18 protein-coding genes and 2 tRNA genes are annotated in these 18,911 nt (G+C 45.5%); 9 read left to right on the top strand and 11 right to left on the bottom strand.

All coding sequences use genetic code 11. From position 1 onward, the window contains the following. The first annotated feature begins 91 nt into the window (after nt 1-91). Nucleotides 92-1,141, top strand: a complete 1,050-nt coding sequence (locus tag V7R39_RS13880) for a hypothetical protein (protein ID WP_334031407.1) — start codon at nt 92-94, stop codon at nt 1,139-1,141. Nucleotides 1,142-1,249: 108 nt separating this feature from the next. On the opposite strand, the gene ilvN is transcribed toward V7R39_RS13880, so the two are convergent. The 8 genes from ilvN to orn form a co-directional block, all read right to left on the bottom strand. Then, entirely contained in the window at nt 1,250-1,747 is a 498-nt protein-coding gene (gene ilvN / locus V7R39_RS13875; protein WP_032095445.1) for an acetolactate synthase small subunit, read from the bottom strand. Continuing rightward, nucleotides 1,747-3,465: an acetolactate synthase 3 large subunit gene (locus V7R39_RS13870; RefSeq protein ID WP_032095485.1), complete on the bottom strand. Its 1,719-nt coding sequence runs from the start codon at nt 3,463-3,465 to the stop codon at nt 1,747-1,749. The genes ilvN and V7R39_RS13870 overlap by 1 nt, the downstream gene beginning before the upstream one ends. A 255-nt stretch (nt 3,466-3,720) precedes the next feature. Beyond that, nucleotides 3,721-4,104: a DUF413 domain-containing protein gene (gene maoP, locus V7R39_RS13865; protein ID WP_334031404.1), complete on the bottom strand. Its 384-nt coding sequence runs from the start codon at nt 4,102-4,104 to the stop codon at nt 3,721-3,723. A gap of 249 nt (nt 4,105-4,353) precedes the next feature. After that, nucleotides 4,354-4,815 carry a hotdog fold domain-containing protein gene (locus V7R39_RS13860; protein WP_334031402.1) on the bottom strand — a complete coding sequence of 154 codons (462 nt, stop codon included), beginning with the start codon at nt 4,813-4,815 and terminating at the stop codon, nt 4,354-4,356. 178 nt (nt 4,816-4,993) lie between these two features. Further along, on the bottom strand, nt 4,994-8,080 hold the full coding sequence (locus tag V7R39_RS13855; protein ID WP_334031400.1) for a TonB-dependent receptor domain-containing protein: 3,087 nt from the start codon (nt 8,078-8,080) through the stop codon (nt 4,994-4,996). Between the two features lie 666 nt (nt 8,081-8,746). Then, nucleotides 8,747-8,822: transfer RNA gene (locus V7R39_RS13850), tRNA-Gly, on the bottom strand. Nucleotides 8,823-8,991: 169 nt separating this feature from the next. Continuing rightward, nucleotides 8,992-9,067, bottom strand: a tRNA-Gly gene (locus tag V7R39_RS13845). Nucleotides 9,068-9,167: 100 nt separating this feature from the next. Beyond that, the gene (orn, locus tag V7R39_RS13840) at nt 9,168-9,713 is read right to left on the bottom strand and encodes an oligoribonuclease (RefSeq protein ID WP_334031398.1); all 546 of its coding nucleotides are present in this window, start codon (nt 9,711-9,713) and stop codon (nt 9,168-9,170) included. 86 nt (nt 9,714-9,799) lie between these two features. Between orn and rsgA the strand changes: the two genes are divergently transcribed. The 4 genes from rsgA (at nt 9,800) to V7R39_RS13820 (ending at nt 13,446) form a co-directional block, all read left to right on the top strand. Continuing rightward, the gene (gene rsgA, locus V7R39_RS13835; protein ID WP_334031397.1) at nt 9,800-10,843 is read left to right on the top strand and encodes a small ribosomal subunit biogenesis GTPase RsgA; all 1,044 of its coding nucleotides are present in this window, start codon (nt 9,800-9,802) and stop codon (nt 10,841-10,843) included. A 141-nt stretch (nt 10,844-10,984) separates the two neighbouring features. Then, nucleotides 10,985-11,863 carry an archaetidylserine decarboxylase gene (asd, locus tag V7R39_RS13830; protein ID WP_163106980.1) on the top strand — a complete coding sequence of 293 codons (879 nt, stop codon included), beginning with the start codon at nt 10,985-10,987 and terminating at the stop codon, nt 11,861-11,863. A 3-nt stretch (nt 11,864-11,866) separates the two neighbouring features. Further along, complete coding sequence (locus V7R39_RS13825; protein WP_334031395.1) at nt 11,867-12,748, top strand: DMT family transporter; 882 nt, start codon at nt 11,867-11,869, stop codon at nt 12,746-12,748. Between the two features lie 8 nt (nt 12,749-12,756). Beyond that, the gene (locus V7R39_RS13820; RefSeq protein ID WP_334031394.1) at nt 12,757-13,446 is read left to right on the top strand and encodes a glycerophosphodiester phosphodiesterase; all 690 of its coding nucleotides are present in this window, start codon (nt 12,757-12,759) and stop codon (nt 13,444-13,446) included. Between the two features lie 60 nt (nt 13,447-13,506). On the opposite strand, the gene V7R39_RS13815 is transcribed toward V7R39_RS13820, so the two are convergent. From V7R39_RS13815 to V7R39_RS13805, 3 genes are all read right to left on the bottom strand, one after another. Next, nucleotides 13,507-13,935, bottom strand: a complete 429-nt coding sequence (locus tag V7R39_RS13815) for a MerC domain-containing protein (protein WP_032095454.1) — start codon at nt 13,933-13,935, stop codon at nt 13,507-13,509. A gap of 125 nt (nt 13,936-14,060) precedes the next feature. Then, nucleotides 14,061-14,861 carry a divergent polysaccharide deacetylase family protein gene (locus V7R39_RS13810; RefSeq protein ID WP_334031392.1) on the bottom strand — a complete coding sequence of 267 codons (801 nt, stop codon included), beginning with the start codon at nt 14,859-14,861 and terminating at the stop codon, nt 14,061-14,063. A gap of 215 nt (nt 14,862-15,076) precedes the next feature. After that, nucleotides 15,077-16,255: a murein hydrolase activator EnvC family protein gene (locus tag V7R39_RS13805; RefSeq protein WP_334031390.1), complete on the bottom strand. Its 1,179-nt coding sequence runs from the start codon at nt 16,253-16,255 to the stop codon at nt 15,077-15,079. Between the two features lie 310 nt (nt 16,256-16,565). On the opposite strand from V7R39_RS13805, the gene V7R39_RS13800 reads away from it, so the two are divergent. From V7R39_RS13800 to gpsA, 4 genes are all read left to right on the top strand, one after another. Then, complete coding sequence (locus V7R39_RS13800; protein ID WP_032095456.1) at nt 16,566-16,991, top strand: rhodanese-like domain-containing protein; 426 nt, start codon at nt 16,566-16,568, stop codon at nt 16,989-16,991. 13 nt (nt 16,992-17,004) lie between these two features. Then, nucleotides 17,005-17,265, top strand: coding sequence for a glutaredoxin 3 (gene grxC, locus V7R39_RS13795; protein ID WP_032095457.1), 261 nt, complete (start codon nt 17,005-17,007; stop codon nt 17,263-17,265). Nucleotides 17,266-17,327: 62 nt separating this feature from the next. After that, nucleotides 17,328-17,837, top strand: coding sequence for a protein-export chaperone SecB (secB, locus tag V7R39_RS13790; protein ID WP_032095458.1), 510 nt, complete (start codon nt 17,328-17,330; stop codon nt 17,835-17,837). Between the two features lie 56 nt (nt 17,838-17,893). Further along, the gene (gpsA, locus tag V7R39_RS13785) at nt 17,894-18,907 is read left to right on the top strand and encodes an NAD(P)H-dependent glycerol-3-phosphate dehydrogenase (protein WP_334031489.1); all 1,014 of its coding nucleotides are present in this window, start codon (nt 17,894-17,896) and stop codon (nt 18,905-18,907) included. Nucleotides 18,908-18,911: the final 4 nt, after the last annotated feature.

Here is an 18,911-nt window from a genome sequence, read left to right as displayed (position 1 = left end):
GTTTTGTACTTACCGTTTCATTCTTTGTATTACAAAGGTTTGCTAATTTAAGCACCTAACATCGCGATTGCTAACAAGGGGTTAGTCATTAATGACCTGTGCGGTAACTGTGTTATGTCACCTAATACTTGTCAACTTTTCGCCGCTACAAACCAACATAGAGACGGCCAAACGAGATGTAACTTCGGTCAGTAACCACGAGCAATCCCAAAGCAGCGCTAGCCTGCAAACTCATCAGTCCAATGAGCCCGACAATGTTCATGAACATCATTTTGATGAGCAGTGGTTTGATATCTGGCAGCGCAGTTTTACTGACTCTATGGATTTTACTGTCAAGCAGTTTGATGGTTGGTTTCACAGTGGCGACTCAGGTGCAAAACAGCTCGGTGAACAGGCCCGTGCCGAGGGGCGTATTCAGCTTGCGTGGGAACCTCGTTCTGGGGATTTTGCTGACACAGATTTACGTTTTAGGATCCGCGTAAAGCTTCCGGCCCTTGAGGAGCGCGTTGACCTTTTGTTAAGTGATAATGAAGATGAAACCCAAGACTCATCGATTCGAGCCGCCAGAGATACCGCCAATAATAATCGCGACCAGACCACTATTGCCCTGCGCTTTCGCCCAGACCAGAATTCACACTACTCTTTTAGAGTGGGAGCCGGACGCCGGGACCAACTGTATACACGAGCAAGGTATCGAGATGCCCTAGCTTTCACCAATAAATTGGCCATGCTTTACGATGCTGAACTGTATTACTTTACCAGAGACAGACTTGGTGCGGAGATAGGCGCTGCCTTTCAGTACGACATTAGTCGACGGCACCTTGTAAGACAAAACAATCGCTTTTTCTATCGCGATGAAACCAACGACTGGTTTTGGCGACATGAAATTCAGCATCTTTACTCTATAAACAGCCACAATGCGTTAATTCCTCACTTTATGGTGGAAGGACTGAGTCAGCCAAATTATCGCGTAGAGGAGGTGTATGGCGGATTGAGATGGCGCTCCAACACAATTAGAGACTGGTTGTATTTCGATGTAGAGCCCTTCGTGCTGTTACTTCGCGATGAAAATTTTTCAGCGTCTTTAGGTGTGGCTCTTAGAGTAGAAGCTTACTACGGCGGCAACTCAGGCAATTTATGAGGTCTGACTTTTTTGATTGGCAAATAAAAAGGCCAGTCTTTATCAACTGGCCTTCTTTCTTTTATCGTTTCTGTGCTGCCAGTAATTAGCAGCGAAAGCCGATGAATACTAAGGACGAAGTGCTCTATCACCCCGCGCTAGACCACACACACCGGTTCTTGAAGATTCAATCACCTCGGCACATTGCCCCATTGTAGCGGCAAACGCGTCGAGCTTGTCGGTAGTACCGGTAATCTCAATGGTGTAGTTGTTGGCATTCACATCGAGAATGCGGCCACGAAATATATCTGAGTTACGCTTCACTTCTGCGCGCACTGACTCTGTGCGAGTAGCGACTTTGATTAACATCAGTTCGCGCTCAATGTGCGTATTTTCTGTTAAATCAGCCACTTTAAGTACGTCGATAAGCTTGTTCACCTGCTTGGTGATCTGCTCTATCACCTTATCATCCCCGTGGGTGATAATCGTTAAACGAGACAAGCTTGAATCGTCTGTAGGCGCTACACATAACGAATCAACGTTATATCCACGCTGTGAAAATACACCAACAATACGTGATAGTGCGCCAGGGGCGTTTTCCATTAATACTGAAATAATGCGTTTCATCAGGTTCGCTCCGTCTTGCTCAAGCGCATGTCATCCATGGCGCCGTACTTAATTTGCATTGGATATACGTGTTCGTTTTGATCGATAGCAATGTCCATAAATACAAGTCTATCTGTATAGCTAAAGCATTTTTCCATCGCTGCATCTAGGTCTTCTAACTTGTCGACCTTAATACCAACATGCCCATAGGCCTCAGCAAGCTTAACGAAGTCAGGCATAGAATCCATGTAGGAATGCGAGTGGCGACCTTTATAAATCATGTCTTGCCATTGGCGAACCATTCCAAGGGCACGGTTGTTCAACGAAATAATCTTAATAGGTAGGTTGTACTGCAAGCAGGTAGACAACTCTTGAATATTCATTTGAATACTACCGTCACCAGTGACTACAACCGATGTGGCTTTAGGGTGAGCAAACTGAACGCCCATGGCCGCTGGCAAGCCAAAGCCCATGGTGCCAAGACCACCTGAATTTATCCACTGACGAGGTTTGTCGTATTGATAGTACAGTGCCGCAAACATTTGGTGTTGGCCAACGTCTGAACTCACAAACGCTTTTCCATCGGTATGTTTGTACAAGGTCTCGATAACGCGCTGAGGCTTTATGACCTCCTCGCCTTGCTCGTAATTCAAACACGTCTTTGCACGCCATGTTGCAATTTGTTCCCACCAATCGGCAAGCTTCTCTGGCTGATGTGATAAGTCTTTCTTATCTACTTGGCTAAGAATTTGATCTAATACTTTATCTACCGAGCCCACTACAGGAATGTGTGCGTTCACGGTTTTTGAGATTGACGCTGGGTCAATATCTACATGAATAATGTCTGCATGGGGACAGAACTTGTCCACATTGTTTGTCACACGGTCATCAAATCGAGCGCCCAATGCAATAATACAATCGGCATTGTGCATCGACTTGTTGGCTTCAAGGGTGCCATGCATGCCCAGCATACCGATAAACTGCTTGTGCGTACCAGGCATTGCACCTAAACCCATAAGCGTACAGGTGACAGGAGCATTGAGCTTTTCCGCCAATTCAATCACCTTACTTGATGCATCGCATGCTACTGCACCGCCGCCAACATAAAGTATGGGGCGCTCGGCCTTAAGTAGTGACTCTACCGCTTTTTTAACCTGCTTTGGGTGGCCTTTTTCAGTGGGGTTATATGAGCGCATAGTAACATCGCTTGGGAATACATAGGGATGTTCATCTGCCACACTCACCAAGTCTTTTGGTAAATCAACCACAACAGGGCCAGGACGCCCCGTGTTTGCAATATAATAAGCCTTAGCAATCGCCTCTGGGATATCCACTGAACGCTTCACAAGAAAGCTGTGCTTAACAATAGGACGCGAGCACCCTACCATGTCAGTCTCTTGGAATGCGTCTTCACCAATGTGCATAGACGGTACTTGCCCTGACAGCACAACCATAGGGATTGAATCCATATAAGCTGTGGCTATACCAGTGATCGTGTTTGTTGCCCCTGGACCAGAGGTGACGAGAACAGTGCCGGTTTTGCCAGTTGAACGTGCATACCCATCCGCCATATGTGCGGCTGCCTGTTCATGACGCACGAGGACATGTTTGACATCTTCTTGCGCATATAACGCATCGTAAATGTCTAGTACGGCTCCACCTGGGTAACCGAACACATGCGTCACTCCTACATCTTTCAGCGCTTCAACCACCATGGCTGCGCCCGACATCATTTTCACTGTTGTATCTCCCATAAAAGGTTATGTATTGTCAGCTTTCGTTGACCATGTCTGGACTATATCGAAGCTATTAGGAAGATAAAACATCAAATTGAGGAAAAGTGAGACATATATCCCAATAAAGAAGATTTTTAGGATGATTATTTCGAATACAGCAAGCTTGCAACGCAAATTAGGATAGACTTTTACATTGATTTAACATGTATTAGGATAAATACATCATGTGAACAGGTATAGAGTAAGGGTAGACACGACTTAATCTGATATGTCTACATCAAGGTCGCTATTATCACTTATAGTTGTATCGCTTCCATCATCGACATCCTCAAGAATTGGCTTTTGAGAACCATAGATACTCGCTGCTTTTGGTCGATTTATGCGTCGCTGGTACTTTAACCACACTCTCTCTTGAGGCGTTGTTGGCTCGCGATGGCCTAGTGCTGATTCAAGGTAGGATTGCTCTTCATCATTTTCGGGCGTAATGTGGCCATCGACAAGCGCAGCAAATAACCCCCCTGTAGACTGTAGAAGTTTGCTCTCTGAAATAGAGAAATCACCGGAACGTGCAAAGCCATACGGGTAATTTTTTTTATCCACAAACAATTTACCCACTACCTGCTCTTTCGTCGTAACCGCCATATTCACCCCGTTCAACACATGTTAGCTTGGTGGTAGCTGGCAAATGTAATACCAGTTCGCACAGGTATTAGCACGCGCTCAGCTATGCAACAGACTTTTTACCCGACGTCTATCGATAGGTTTAGTTTGGTTTACAGCGGCTGTCAAACCGAAAATACGCGGTAGTAAAAACTTAATATATTAACGTGGTTTGAAGACAGAAAAGGCCGCAAATGCGGCCTTCTAAATCACGGTTGATGAAACGCTTTTTTATCGTTTCTCACTTACCCACACAGTAATAGTTCCATCAACCACTACTGTGCCCTCTTTATTGTATGCTTTTACTGAAATAGGCAGGTTTCCGGGCTTCCATGCATCTTCTGGCACTTCGGCAACACAACGTATATCGGAGTCTGCTTTTGCTGGGTACTTCACTTCCATACCTTTAGGAATCCACCGCAAATGTTTTGGAATAGATGCCTCGCACATAAACCCCATCGCCATTTCTAGTCCGTTGCAAATTGCAATAACATGCACCGTGCCGATATGGTTTTCTATTGCCTTACGCTTCTTAAGATTGACCTCACAATAATTCGGTCTGACGTCGGTAATTAAAGGCGATACGGTAGAGAAATAAGGCGCTCTTCGAGCAGAGTACCAACTGAACAGCTTTTTACCGAAAGGCAGTTTAAGAAATTTATTGAAGGTGTTTAGTACGTAGTTATTGGACATAGTATTCAGTGTTCCACAGCAACGGTATACGCGTATTTAAAGATTGAGCTGGCATCTTGTAACAGCAAGCACACATCTGGTTAGACCAGTAAGAGTAGCGTTTGATTCGGTTAAAAGCAATAAGACAAAAAAAGCCCCGCGCACTTTCGTGGCGGGGCTATTATTTATCTCACCTAGATTACATGTTGTAATTAAGACCAAGGAAGAAGAAACGTCCTCGAGGGCCTGCTGGACGAGAAAGCGTACCTAAATAAGGGTCTTCTTCGAACGCATTATTCACACCACCGTACACTTCTAGTGAATCGTCAAAGGTATAAGATACAGAAAAGTCGTGAACTAGCGCAGAACCTGTAGATGTAATGCTGACAAAGTCTGGGTTATTTTCAATATCTTGATTCTCTAACCCCGGAAGTAATTGCGAACTTTCGTAACGCCCTTGCCATCCGATAACAAAATCGCCAATTAAATAATCGACGTTCATGTTCACTATCCACTCTGGACGACTAAATGTGCCAAGTACATCAGTCACTTCATCCGGTGCCGATACGTCACGAACTTCATCATTTTTAAGGAAGTTTGTGCCGTTAAGGGTAAAGTTTAAACGAGAGTCTGTGTCGGTTAATTCAGCTAAATCAAAACCATAATCAATACGGAAATCGATTCCCGAGGTTTCTACTGCTGCTAGGTTGATAAACCCTGAGCGGAAGTTAGAAATAGAGCCGTTTGTTGCATTTCGGTCTACCGCATCGCAGAACTGGTTGTTGATCGTTGGTGCATCAACGCAGTTAGACGCAATGTCAAAACCAGTTAGGCTGTCGATAAGTCCGTCAATTTGGATGTTGTAATAATCAAGCGTGAATACGAGACCATCAAACAAACCGTCCAATTCGCCAGCAGGCTTCCACACCGTACCTATCGTAATGGTTTCAGCTTCTTCTGGTTCCAGGTCGGGATTACCACCAGTTGTTCCAGCGACGAAGGCAGATAAGAAGTTAGTTGAATCATATGAGCCGTCGGCGACGCTATCGCCGATCAATGCAATACAGTTTGCTTCGCGGAATTCAGAACCTGCTTCAATAAAGTTTTGGTTACATGGGTCGTCACCTGCACCAAGGGTTGCAGCGAAGGTTGGCGCAAATGCCTCGTTGATATTTGGAACACGTACCGCTTCAGAGTACGTAGTACGCACACTGAAGGTTTCTATAGGAGACCATACGGAACCCACTGTCCACGCATCATGAGTGCCGTATGGGTCGTAGTCTGAACTACGATACGCAGTACGAAGCTCAAGACGCTCGGCGAAATCCATCCCCTCTAATAGTGGAATAGTGGCTTCTACAAAGTATTCCGATACATCGTATTGACCATTCGATGCGTTCGTTGGGCCACTGCGTGAATCCAGGGTACCAAAGGTCAGGCCAGATGCAGAGTAGGTGTCTGGTGTATAAGTACTTGTTTCACGACGCCATTCGTAACCTAACGCAAACGATACTGGGCCGGCTGGTAGTTCAAATAAATCAGACGAGTTACCCGATATAACAGCAAGGAAGTTCTCTTGTTCAATTTCGTTTTGTTCAGTAGCAGGCTGGAAAATAAACGCAGCAGCCTCGGCGCTTACTGAATCTTTTCCAAACAAGTTAACAGGAACGCACGAACCGTCACCAGGTTGGAAAGTATTAAAACCAAAGTTATCATTAACCGCAGGGAATGGTGACGTTGGTGGCAGTGCAGAACCGTCTAGATCTGAACGACACACGGCTTCACCAGTAGCAGGGTCTGTTACCGCATCAATAGCTGCGAAATAGCGGTCTTCTAGACGCACTCTGGACGTGATATCAGCATCGGTGCGACCGTAGTTATAAAATACTTCATATTCTAATTCAGTATTTGGGATATAACCGTCGAAGCCAGTGACTATACGGAACGTTTTGCGCTCGGCTTCAGGGTTTGAGGTTGCATTGAAATCTAGAACGTCGCGAGACATTACCAAGCTTACGCTTTCTCCCTCGCCACTAAGCTGGTTAATTTGAGCAAGTAGCGCACTAGGTACAAACGGGTTGTCTAACGAGATTGGAATATCATCGTTAAAGCCATTTACTTGGTTGGTTTCCTTTGTTTCACTTGAAACAAATTTAGCATCAACAAAGAAGTTTATAAAATCATTTACTTCATAGTTAGACACCGCTTGAACTAATAGACGCTTCGATTCAGGCAGAATCAATTCGCTATCAGGGGATGCTGGAACACCGTCACCGCCACTTGCGTCAAAGGCACCCACATAGACATCGCCTGGGTTATAAGCACGTAAATTACCGTCTTCACCAATTACCTGACAGGTTGGGATCATTTGTGAGCCGATAGTGGCACAACCTGCAGCACCGCCGGAATCAAGAACGTCAACAAATGCACTGCCAGTGAGTGAGATTACACCGCGATCACTTGAGATAGGCAGCCGGTAATTAGGTACCCATGTATTATCAAAGCGGGCATCTACACCAAAAGCTTCCTGAGTAGCCGCTGAGTTAGCGACTTGAGAGAATAAACCTGAACCAGCAAAGTCTCTGTCGCGAGCAAATACGGCGCTTGTTTCTTGATACTCAACGGCAAAAACAATGTCACCGCGATCGCTGGTAAAGCCGTTTGCTAATGACAAGAAGAATTCATTGGCATCACCATCATCAGTAACACCGGTTTGCGTACGAACTTCTAAGCCATCAAAAGATGCGCCATCGCGCATATTGAAGTTAACAACACCGGTAACCGCATCGGCGCCGTATACCGCTGACGCACCACCCGTTAATACCTCTACATTGCGAAGCAGTGCAGTTGATAGCGCATTAACATCAACAGAGCCTGTCCCTTCAATACCAGAAACGTGGCGGCGGCCATTTTCCATGACTAGGGTTCTTTCACTACCTAGGTTACGCAAGTCTAACAAACTTGCACCTAGTGGCGTACCGTTGAACGCTGAAAATGAACCAGGCAGTGATGCCTGTAGCTGTGGAGACTCACGCAACATGGCACCTAGATCGATTTGACCTGAAGTTTTAATGTCGCCCGCGTTAATTGCCAGTACTGGACTTGCCGCACTTAGTGATGAATCTTGCGCAACACGAGAACCTGTTACCACTACTTTTTCGACTTCCCGTTCTTTAACTTCAGTCTCTTCCTGAGCCTGAACTGCTCCTGCACTCATTGCCAATGCCGACGATACGGCAAAAGCTAGTACAGAAATGTTATTGCGCTTTGATAAATCAAAAGCCATGTGTGTTTCTCCGAATATTTTCTTGTCTGTTTAAGCCACTATTCTTGCTGATAGCTAACGGCAGTAATACTTGTTTTGCATACCTCTACAATGAGCAACATTAAGGTGCTCACGTGAGGTACTATCATTGTTTATCTGGCATTGTTTGTCTGGCATTTTTTGTCTGGCATTTTTTCTGACTTTGTCCAGCAATTTTTATTTATTTACTTTTAGCATTTATGTTTTAGCAAGCACTGTGCCCGGTATAAGTTCACTTTTGCACTGCGACAGCCCACAAAGGCTGGGGATTATGCATACTTATTTATAAAAATCTATTTAATATGCAAACAATCAACTAAGAAAACCATCAACTGCACTATTTTTGTGCAATTAAATGGGCTTGAGTCATTTTGAATCGGCATTAAGTAGAGATAGAGTGCAGAGAAAACGCGAAGAATAACGAAAACCGCATTTTTAGCGCACCAATAAAAGGCAAGTTACGATGCATATTGATGCATTAAGTATGAATACACTAATCGTTAATTTATGAAAATGAGGCAAACAGGCCGCTGCGGGAAACAGATTTGAACTCGTTGTGAAGCAATGGCCGACACACGGTCGCGGGCCCATTAGGGGTCGCATAGCATAGGGTGCAAATACAAAGGTATAATTTGAGGTGTAAAAATTTGGAGCGGGAAACGAGATTCGAACTCGCGACCCCGACCTTGGCAAGGTCGTGCTCTACCAACTGAGCTATTCCCGCATAGAGTCGATGCTGTTGCATCTTTTGGTGCTTACTTAGAGTAAGTTTATTTGAATTTGGAGCGGGAAACGAGATTCGCCAACTGGCCGACACTCGGTCGCGGGCCCATAAGGGGTCTCGCTTTTCACACTCACTAACTATCGTTTTACTCGTTAGTTAGATTTGAATTTGGAGCGGGAAACGAGATTCGAACTCGCGACCCCGACCTTGGCAAGGTCGTGCTCTACCAACTGAGCTATTCCCGCAACAAAAAGGCACTTCGTTTGAAGTGGTGCGCATTTTACAAAAATTTTGGGGTAACGCAACCTTTTATTCTACTTTTTTAGTACCATTGCCCTTGAGTGCTTAAATCGTAAACACTTTCTCTCTGTAATAGCGCATCTCTTCGATAGACTCACGAATATCGTCGAGTGCAAGGTGAACGCCTTTTTTGTCAAAACCAGACAATATCTCAGGCTTCCAACGACGAGTTAGCTCTTTAATTGTACTGACATCAATACTGCGGTAGTGAAAGTAGTCTTCGAGTTCTGGCATGTATTTCACCATAAAGCGTCTGTCTTGCCCTATGGTGTTTCCGCATAGTGGCGATTTGCCAGCATCAACCCACTGCTGTAAAAACGCTATAGTTTGCTCAGCAGCTTCGCTCTCGCTCACCGTACTTTCTCGGCAGCGCTTTGTTAAGCCGCTTTCACCGTGCACTCGTGTGCACCACTCGTCCATGCTATCTAACACGCTATCACTCTGGTGAACGGCAATAACAGGTCCTTCGGCAAGGATGTTTAACTGTGCGTCAGTCACAATGGTAGCAATCTCCATTACCACACAGGTTTCGGGATCTAACCCTGTCATCTCCATGTCTATCCAAACAAGGTTGCTGTTATCTTTACTCATATCATTCCTCTATGCGTTACAGACATGGCAACCATGCCCCACAAACGTTATTATTGTATTAGTATACGTGAAACTAGAAAATAATCGTGGCGAAAAAACCAAAACTTACTCAAAGACAAAAGCGTCAAGTTGCAACGAACCGTAGCAAACGCTTACAAGAAAAACACGCAAACTCATCATCCTCAACACCGGATGAGAGCGCACTTTTGAGCGGCACCGTCGTGGGTCGCTTTGGCAAGCATGCCGATGTAGAGGACACTAGCGGCACTATTTCACGTTGTCACATTCGCCGCACGGTGGGATCTGTAGTGTGTGGAGACAAAGTCTTTTTTAGTAAAGGTGATACCACTGACACCGGTGTAAACGGTGTTATTGAAATTGTTAAAGACAGACACTCCGTACTGACCCGCCCCGACTTTTATGACGGCGTAAAACCCATCGCCGCGAACATAGATAGAATTATTGTAGTGAGTGCTATTCTGCCCTCGCTTTCAACCAATATTATTGACCGCTATCTTGTTGCCTGTGAAGACATAGGCATAACGCCTCTGATAGTCATTAATAAGGTTGAGCTACTTAGCGACGAAGAACGAACTGTGGTAGCAAATCAGCTTACCACCTATGAAAAACTGGGTTATGAAGTGCTATACACTAGCTGTGCAACTGGCGAAGGCATCGAAGCGCTTAACGACTACTTAAATAACAGTATAAGCGTATTTGTTGGCCAGTCTGGCGTGGGCAAGTCGAGCCTAATTAATCAGGTGTTGCCTGACGCTGATGAACTCACTGGCGAGATTTCAAATAACTCTGGGTTAGGTCAGCACACCACCACAACAGCAAAGTTGCTGCATCTTCCAGCGGGAGGAGACTTAATAGACTCTCCCGGCGTGCGAGAGTTTGGGCTTTGGCATATTCCCAGCGAACGTATCACTTGGGGGTTTATTGAATTTAGAGATTACCTTGGCGGATGTAAGTTTAGAGACTGTAAACACCTAAACGACCCTGGGTGTTTAATTAAAAAAGCAGTTGAAGAAAACGAAATAAGCACTGAGCGCTTTGAAAGTTATCATCGAATTTTAGTCTCGATGGAAGAAAATAGGCCGAGTCACAGTCAGCCTCCGGGTGCATAGAAGCCCTAGCGTCCAAACCTTTACTCGCGTACTTATATCGACTTGGAAGCATCCATAATCTTTAAGTAGTTTGTCGCTGCGCAACATAAGGTACAATCCCACCCGTTAAAAGGGCCTTGTTAGAAAAATGGAGAATTTTTAGTGTTAGATTGGCTTAAAGTTAATTTGCAGTACGTCACACCAAAGCACCTCATATCACGCTTGGTGGGAAAGCTTGCCGAAGCAGAAATGGGTAGCGTAACCACGTCGTTAATCAAGCTTTTTATAAAGCAGTATAATGTGGATATGTCAGAAGCCTTGCACGAAGACCCTTCTCATTATCGAAGCTTCAATGCTTTTTTCACGCGCCCTTTAAAACCTGAGGCTCGCACCATCGACGACAACGACGATGTGCTGATCCATGCTGTAGATGGAACCGTCAGTCAGTTTGGCGATATTGAAAGCGACAGTATCTTTCAAGCCAAAGGACACGACTTTAGCTTAACCACGTTACTAGGTGGCAAGCCAGATATCGCCGCGCCGTATAAGAACGGCAAGTTTGCAACTATCTACTTAGCGCCGCGAGACTACCATCGTATTCACATGCCTGTTGAAGGCACCCTAACAGATATGATTTATGTTCCTGGCGAACTGTTTTCAGTTAATCCACTGACCGCAGAAAACATACCTGGATTATTCGCTCGAAACGAGCGGGTCGTCGCTATCTTTGATACCCCTGTGGGCAAAATGGCAATGGTACTTGTTGGTGCCACCATTGTGGCAAGTATTGAGACGGTGTGGGCGGGCACGGTTACACCACCAGCGGGTCAAAATGTGCAGCACTGGACTTACGAGCAAGACAGTGAAGCTGCCGTTAAGTTAGAAAAAGGTGCCGAATTAGGCCGCTTCAAACTGGGCTCTACTATTGTGGTGTGTTTCGAGAAAGACACCATAGATTTTGAAGATCTTGTGCCGGGTATGGTCACCCGTCTCGGTGAGCCAATGGCAGCAAAACGCAGTGCCGATACCACTGACACTTAATGTATGGATGCTGTTAAAAAAAGCCTGATATCGCTGCATTTTACTGTTGTTCTGCTTGGTGGTACGGCGCTTTTTTCTCGTCTTATCCCGTTAAGTGCTAGCGATATCACGCTTATACGCTCTGTTTTTGCGTGTATCGCCCTATTTGCATTTCTAACCTTAACGAAAGACAAGCTATCACTTCGTTCTCGCCGTGATTACCTAATTGCTGCCGGACTGGGCGTGCTTATGGCACTGCATTGGATTTCATATTTTGCGGCCATGCAGTACGCTGGCGTATCGGTAGGAATGATTGCCCTTTTCACCTTTCCTGTAATCACCGTGCTCATTGAGCCGTTTTTTGAAAAAACAGGATTGGTATGGCAAGACATTGTGTCGGCCCTCACTGTTATTGTAGGCGTGTATCTTATTGTGCCCGAGTCTTCGTTGGAAAATGAAGTCACGCTTGGCGTGTTGATAGGCATTGGCTCGGCTATTTTGTACGCGTTTAGAAATATTATTCATCGCAAGCATTTCAAGCAGTATAGCGGTGCAAAAGCCATGGCTTGGCAAACACTAGTGATCATCGCGGTGCTGCTGCCAACCATAAGTAGCAGCATTGGCGAAGCAACAACCCGCGATTGGCTTATGCTACTGCTATTAGGTACTGTTTTCACTGCGCTGCCACACGCCCTTATTGCTGCTACTTTACGCCACTTGCGCGCAAAAACCTTTTCTCTCATCGCTTGCATGCAGCCCCTATACGGCGTCGCACTCGCTATCATTGTACTTGATGAAAGCCCGACTTTTCGCACCTTCATTGGCGGTGTTCTTATTACATCGGCATCGGTTTACGAAACGCTAAATACACACAAACTCCATCAATCAAACGTACAAGATGAGTAGGAAGAGTCATGCGTATTTTTGCCCACCGCGGTGCCAGTAAAGCCGCTCCCGAAAATACACTCAAAGCCTTTCATTTAGCATTTGAGCAGGGTGCTGATGGCATTGAGTTTGATACTTATCAACACGACAGCGGCATTATTGTTTTTCACGATAGACTGCTGCTTCGACGAGCCCGTACTCCTGGTTATTTGTTAGATACGCCATGGTCTACCTTGCGCCACTTAGATATTGGTGAAGGTGAGTGCATTCCTACGTTGGACAGCACCTTGGCTACGGTACCTAAAGGGCGCTGGTGCAATATTGAAATAAAGCACCTTCAGTGTATCGACACCTGGGTAACTCAAACTAAACAGGCCATCGCACAAAGTGCGGTTGCAGAAGAGCAGGTGCTTATATCGTCATTTAACCATCATTGGCTTGCTGGTATTGTCGCGCGGTGGCCCGAAGTAAAAATAGGCGCATTAACCGCAAGCTTTGAACTGGACTGCACAGCAAGTGCAAGAGCACTCAACGCTTACTCTGTGAATATTGCATTGGACGCAGTAGAAAAAGACTTTGTGAAAGAAGTACGCTCTCAAGGCTTTGACGTGTATGTGTACACGGTGGATGAACCAAGAGATATGCAGCAATTAGCCGCGTGGGGAGTAACAGGTATATTTACCAATGTACCGAATAAAGCCATAGAGGTTTTAAGGTAAGTTGAACATACTGAAGGAGATTAGAAAACCTGAGGTAGGTTTAAAACCTGAGAAAGCCTGCTACTTTGCCTCCGTAGATAGATGATTCGACAATACGGAGTTTTTACAGCACTTACATTGACGGCAAAGACGCATGTTTACCCAATGCCCCGCTACAATCAAAAATGCACCCGTCGCTATAGTGAAGGGCTCGTAGGACTCGCCAAATATATCTTTATTCCAATAAATTACGCCACCGGTTAACAGCAAAGCAAGTGGATAATACCGACCGTGATAACGGGTTGCACCGCTAATGAGGGCTACCGCGCCAACCAATAAAGAAAATGACAAAATGGTGCGCTCGAACCACACCTGAGCAAAAAAGGTCGACCCAATCAACGGCAACAAAGGAATAAGCACGGGCAGCGCAAGGCAATGCAGCGCACACAGACCAGACACCCAAATGCCTAGTTTGTCTAATTTCGCTGGATTGTCATCAAGAGGAGCCATGGATACCTTATATTAAAACGTGTCAGAGACGTTATAATATAACAAATTGGGAGAAATGAAAAATTTCTTCGCATTAAACTTTATATCGAATTAGTGCAGTTTCTGCTCGATTGAACTTCGGCGTGCTACTCGTTTAAAGAGGATGCGCCGCTATCGGTGGAATAAGTGGCGAGCAGCTGGTCGCTTTGCTCGTCTTTTGCGAAATAATCTGCAATGGATAACAGGTTAAATCCCTCAGACTCTAAAGAAGGTAATTGCTGCTTTAAAAAGGCGATTGTTTCAGGGTGGGGATGACCAATAACGACCACATAGCCTTTGGCTTTTGCTATATCTTTCATTCTCTTAAATTGGCGTTCGAAGAATGCCGTGTTGCGCTGATGATCTAAAAAAATCTGGCGGCTGGCATTTGGCACCCCCACCCGTTCAGCAACTTCTTGAGCTTTGGTTAAGACAGTTGTCCTGCTATCTACAAAAAACAAACCTTGGCGCTTAATTTCTTCCATTAGCGCTTTCATTGAGTCTTCTTGCCCGGTAAAGGCGCTCCCCATGTGGTTATTTACCCCAATGGCATTAGGCACACTTTTGATGGCTTTTCGCAATGTGTGGGTAATGGCACCAGGAAACATGTCTGTACTCAAACCCAGGGGCCCCATGGACTTATGATTTGTGGCTTGCATTGGCATATGCAACATCACAGGGCGACCTTCATTTTCAGCGCGTTGAGCAATGCTTGTTGACAGCGGCGTTTGCGGAAGAATAGAAAACGCCACCTCTTTGGGAAGTGAAAATGCGGCCACGTCAGTAGGTCTGTAGCCAAGGTCATCGAGAATAACAATGATATTAGGCTTTGCAAAAGCAGATAAGCTTGTGAGGCTGCTAACAGCAGCACTCATCGCTATAGTTACGCTAATTAAAAAACGACGCACGTGCACCTAACAATATCCATTGATTTATTATTATTTGTTCCTGGTATTTACCAGCGCTTATTATAAGCACCAAACCAGCTAAGCAAAGTGCTAAGAGTGTTGACCTAGCATACCAAGTAATGAATTTGACACAACTCACCGTGCAGCATAGCTACTCATATATAGCAACTCAATACATGGCTATTTAATACACGGCCACTCAATACAATCACTAGCTAGTTTATGAAAATCGTCGGGTTAACTGCTTTGCCTTTATGACGAATTTCAAAATAGAGGTTAGGAAACTCTTGCCCACCGCTTCGCCCGACCAAAGCGATACGCTCTCCCCTTCGCACCTCGTCTCCCGCCTGCTTTAAAAGCGCCTGATTGTGCCCGTAAACACTCATGTAGCCGTCACCGTGGTCGACTATAGAGACCAGCCCGAAACCGCGTAGCCAGTCAGCATACAGTACCTTGCCCGGTGCAATACTATTTACCGGGTCGCCTTCTGCACCATCAATAACAATGCCTTTCCATCGCACCTGCCCCTGCCTTCTGTTTCCAAACAGCTTGCGTATGCGACCTTTCACTGGCGAATCGAGCTGACCTTTTAACTTGGCTAGCCCGTCTAGCGTAATTGTCGCCTCTCTTGCCGCTCGCTCTGCCGCAATGCGCGCTTTTTCGATAGCGTCCATTAATGCTTTTTCGTTTGCTTGCAGAGAAGCAATTCGTTGACTTTCTGACGCAATCGTTTGATTGAGCTTATTCAATGTAGCTTTGCGATCGTTCTGGCGAGTAAGCAAGATAGCCCGCTGATTTTCTTGCTCATCTTGAAGGCGCGCTAACGATTCTGCTTTTTCAACTAATTCCGCGTTTACGGCTTCTAAGCGAGCCACATTATCTCTAAACGTTTCAATCTCTTTTTGACGTGCTTTCGCAACATACTTGTAATAGGTAATGACGCGTTCAAAAGACTTTGCGTCTTCTTGATAAAACAGCATTTTTGCATAGTCATAGTGCCCTGCCATAAAGGCGCTTTTAAGCTGACTGGCAAGTAACGACTGCTGCTGACGAATCGCAGTCTTTAATTCGCCCTGCTCTTTTTGCAGCGCCTGTTGCTCGTCTTTTATCTTATCTAAAGACTGCTTAGTGCTACTCAGTGCTTTTGCGACCTTGGCTATTTCAAGCTCAGACTGCTTAAGCACACCCTCAAGCTCCTCTGCACTTGCTTTATTATTTTTAAGCACCTGCTGCCTAGCGACTAATTCGGCCTGTAGTTGTGCCAGTTGCTCTTTTTGTTGTGCTTGCCTAACTTGTTGACTAGAGCCCTTACCAGAGTCCTGACTGCACGCAAGGGGCGAGACAAGCATTAGCAAGCAAAAAGACAGTAGAGAAAGCGCGGTTCTTAAAAACATAAAAACGGTGAAGATATCCTGTTAACAAGCATGGCTATGTATAAATTTGAAATGATGAACTCATCGAGCATCGAAAAATAACGAACCTGAACTAAAATAGCGCGCATTTAATGACAAAGCGCGGGTGTTCGCTTAAAAATCAGTGTATCTGAGGCTTTGTCATAATCCCAGTTCAATTTCGCCGTAATATCAACCATCTGAAGCAAATGGGAATGCTGATGCGAGCGACGAATAACGGCAGGCTGGTTTCTCGCCGATTTTTCTATATACTTTGCACTCTTTTCAAGGTCTGTAGACAGGGTTAGCAGTAATGGATCAACTAATTGAATTTGCCAGCAACAATATTGTTCTTGCTGGTGTGTGGGTGGCGTTAGTGGCAATGTTGATATTTAGTTATGTCAGCGGACTCACCTCGTCGGTAAAAGAATTAAGCACCCATGAAGCAACGCTTTTAATCAATAAAGAAGACGCGGTGATATTTGATACTCGTCCCGCAAAAGACTTTAAAACCGGACACATACTCGGTGCTAGACAGATAAAACCAGAAGAGCTTCGCGAGAAAAACTTCAAGAAGCTTGAAAACAGCAAAGACAAACCCATTATCGTAGTATGCGCTATGGGTAATCAAGCTCGTGGTACAGCAAGTGCGATGCAAAAAGACGGTTTCGCAAATGTGAATGTATTGAAAGGCGGTATGAATGCGTGGCAAAGCGCCAGCCTTCCCGTTTCAAAATAATAGGTAACCTTTTATGAGCAACGTTGAACTTTACACCAAGGGCCATTGCCCCTATTGCCATCGTGCAAAAGCACTACTCACGCAAAAAGGTGTGGAATTTACTGAATATCCCATCGACGTGCAGCCTGAATTGCGCGACGTTATGATTGAGCGTGCAAACGGTGGCTGGACAGTACCGCAGATTTTTATCAATGATCAGCACGTTGGCGGCTGTGACGAGATGATGGCTTTAGAAGCCGCGAGTAAACTCGACCCAATGCTGGGTTTAGCTTAAAGCGTCAGCACGACAGCAACGCTCTAAATTTAAAATAAAACAACAAATAAATAGGAACTATCATGGCTGACGAAAATCAGACAAATAACGGCGAGGCTGCAGGCGAACAGGCTCAGCAGGGACCACAGTTTAATATTCAACGCATTTACACCAAAGATATTTCTTTTGAATCACCCAATGCGCCGGCTATCTACACAAAAGAGTGGAAGCCTGAAATTAAACTGGATATCGACACTAGCACGAACAAGCTAGAAGAGAACGTATACGAAGTGGTACTTTCTGTTACCGTTACTGCGTCTCTTGGCGAAGAAACAGCGTTCCTTTGTGAAGTTCAGCAAGCAGGTATCTTTGCTATTGGCGAAATGCCAGATCAGAACAAAGCACATACTCTTGGTTCGTTCTGCCCGAACATGCTTTTCCCATATGCGCGTGAAACCATTTCTAACTTGGTTAACCGCGGGACTTTCCCTCCGCTTAACCTTGCACCTGTAAACTTTGATGCAATTTTTGCAGCTTATGTGCAAAAACGTGCGCAACAAGCACAGGGCCAAGCGCCTAAGATGGACGCGTAAACAACGTGAACACAAAGACGGCTTGTGAATCTTCGGTTTCTGCTGCCTCTACCACAATACCGTCTACCTCGGTACCTTCTACCTCGGTGTTGGGGGCGGGGTCATACGGCACCGCTCTTGCTTTTTGTCTTGCCAGAAATGGTAATCCAACACTGTTGTGGGGGCGGGACGAAAAGCATATACAAGCACTCGCAGAGTCTCGAGAAAATGCTCGATACTTACCAGGAGCGACGTTTCCTGATGCGCTACAGGTTGATGCTGATTTAGAAAGCGTTGTGGCAGCAAGCGCAGACATATTAGTCGTGGTTCCAAGCCACGCTTTTGCGGCTATGCTTGTAACCTTAAAGCCCTTGCTAAAACCTCATCACAGAGTTATTTGGGCGACAAAAGGTCTTGAACCAAAAACAGGGCGTTTGTTGCGAGAAGTAGCAGAAGAGATTTTAGGTCTTGATTACCCTCTAGCGGTACTCTCTGGCCCAACTTTCGCCAAAGAGATGGTAGCGGGATTGCCCACTGCTATATCCTTGTCTTCTACTGACGATACTCTCGCTGATGAATTTTCGGCAAAGCTTCACTGTGCAAAATCATTCAGAGTGTATAAAAACTCAGATTTTACCGGCGTACAGCTTGGCGGTGCAGTGAAAAACGTTATCGCGATTGGTGCGGGATTGGCCGACGGCTTAGGCTTTGGTGCAAATGCTCGTACCGCGCTGATAACCCGTGGTCTTGCCGAACTAACCCGCTTAGGCGTAAAGCTTGGCTCCAACCCTGAAACCTTTATGGGTATGGCTGGACTTGGCGACTTAGTGCTTACCTGCACAGATAATCAATCTCGAAACCGCCGCTTTGGCTTGGCACTAGGTCAAGGTAAATCCGTTGATGTTGCCATAGAAGAAATTGGGCAAGTGGTTGAAGGTTACAGAAATACCGAAGAAGTGCATATATTGTCGAACAAGGTGGGTGTAGAAATGCCGATTTGTGAGCAAATTTATGCCGTTCTTTATCACGATAAAAACCCTAAAGAGGCCGCTTTAGCGCTGTTAGGGCGCGACCTTCGAACCGAAGGCTAGTTGC

Source organism: Alteromonas sp. P256 (assembly GCF_036864455.1).
In the GTDB taxonomy this organism is placed as follows: Bacteria; Pseudomonadota; Gammaproteobacteria; order Enterobacterales; family Alteromonadaceae; genus Alteromonas.
The sequence above is the reverse complement of the archived record's forward strand: the minus strand, read 5'-3'. Positions and strand labels throughout refer to the sequence as shown.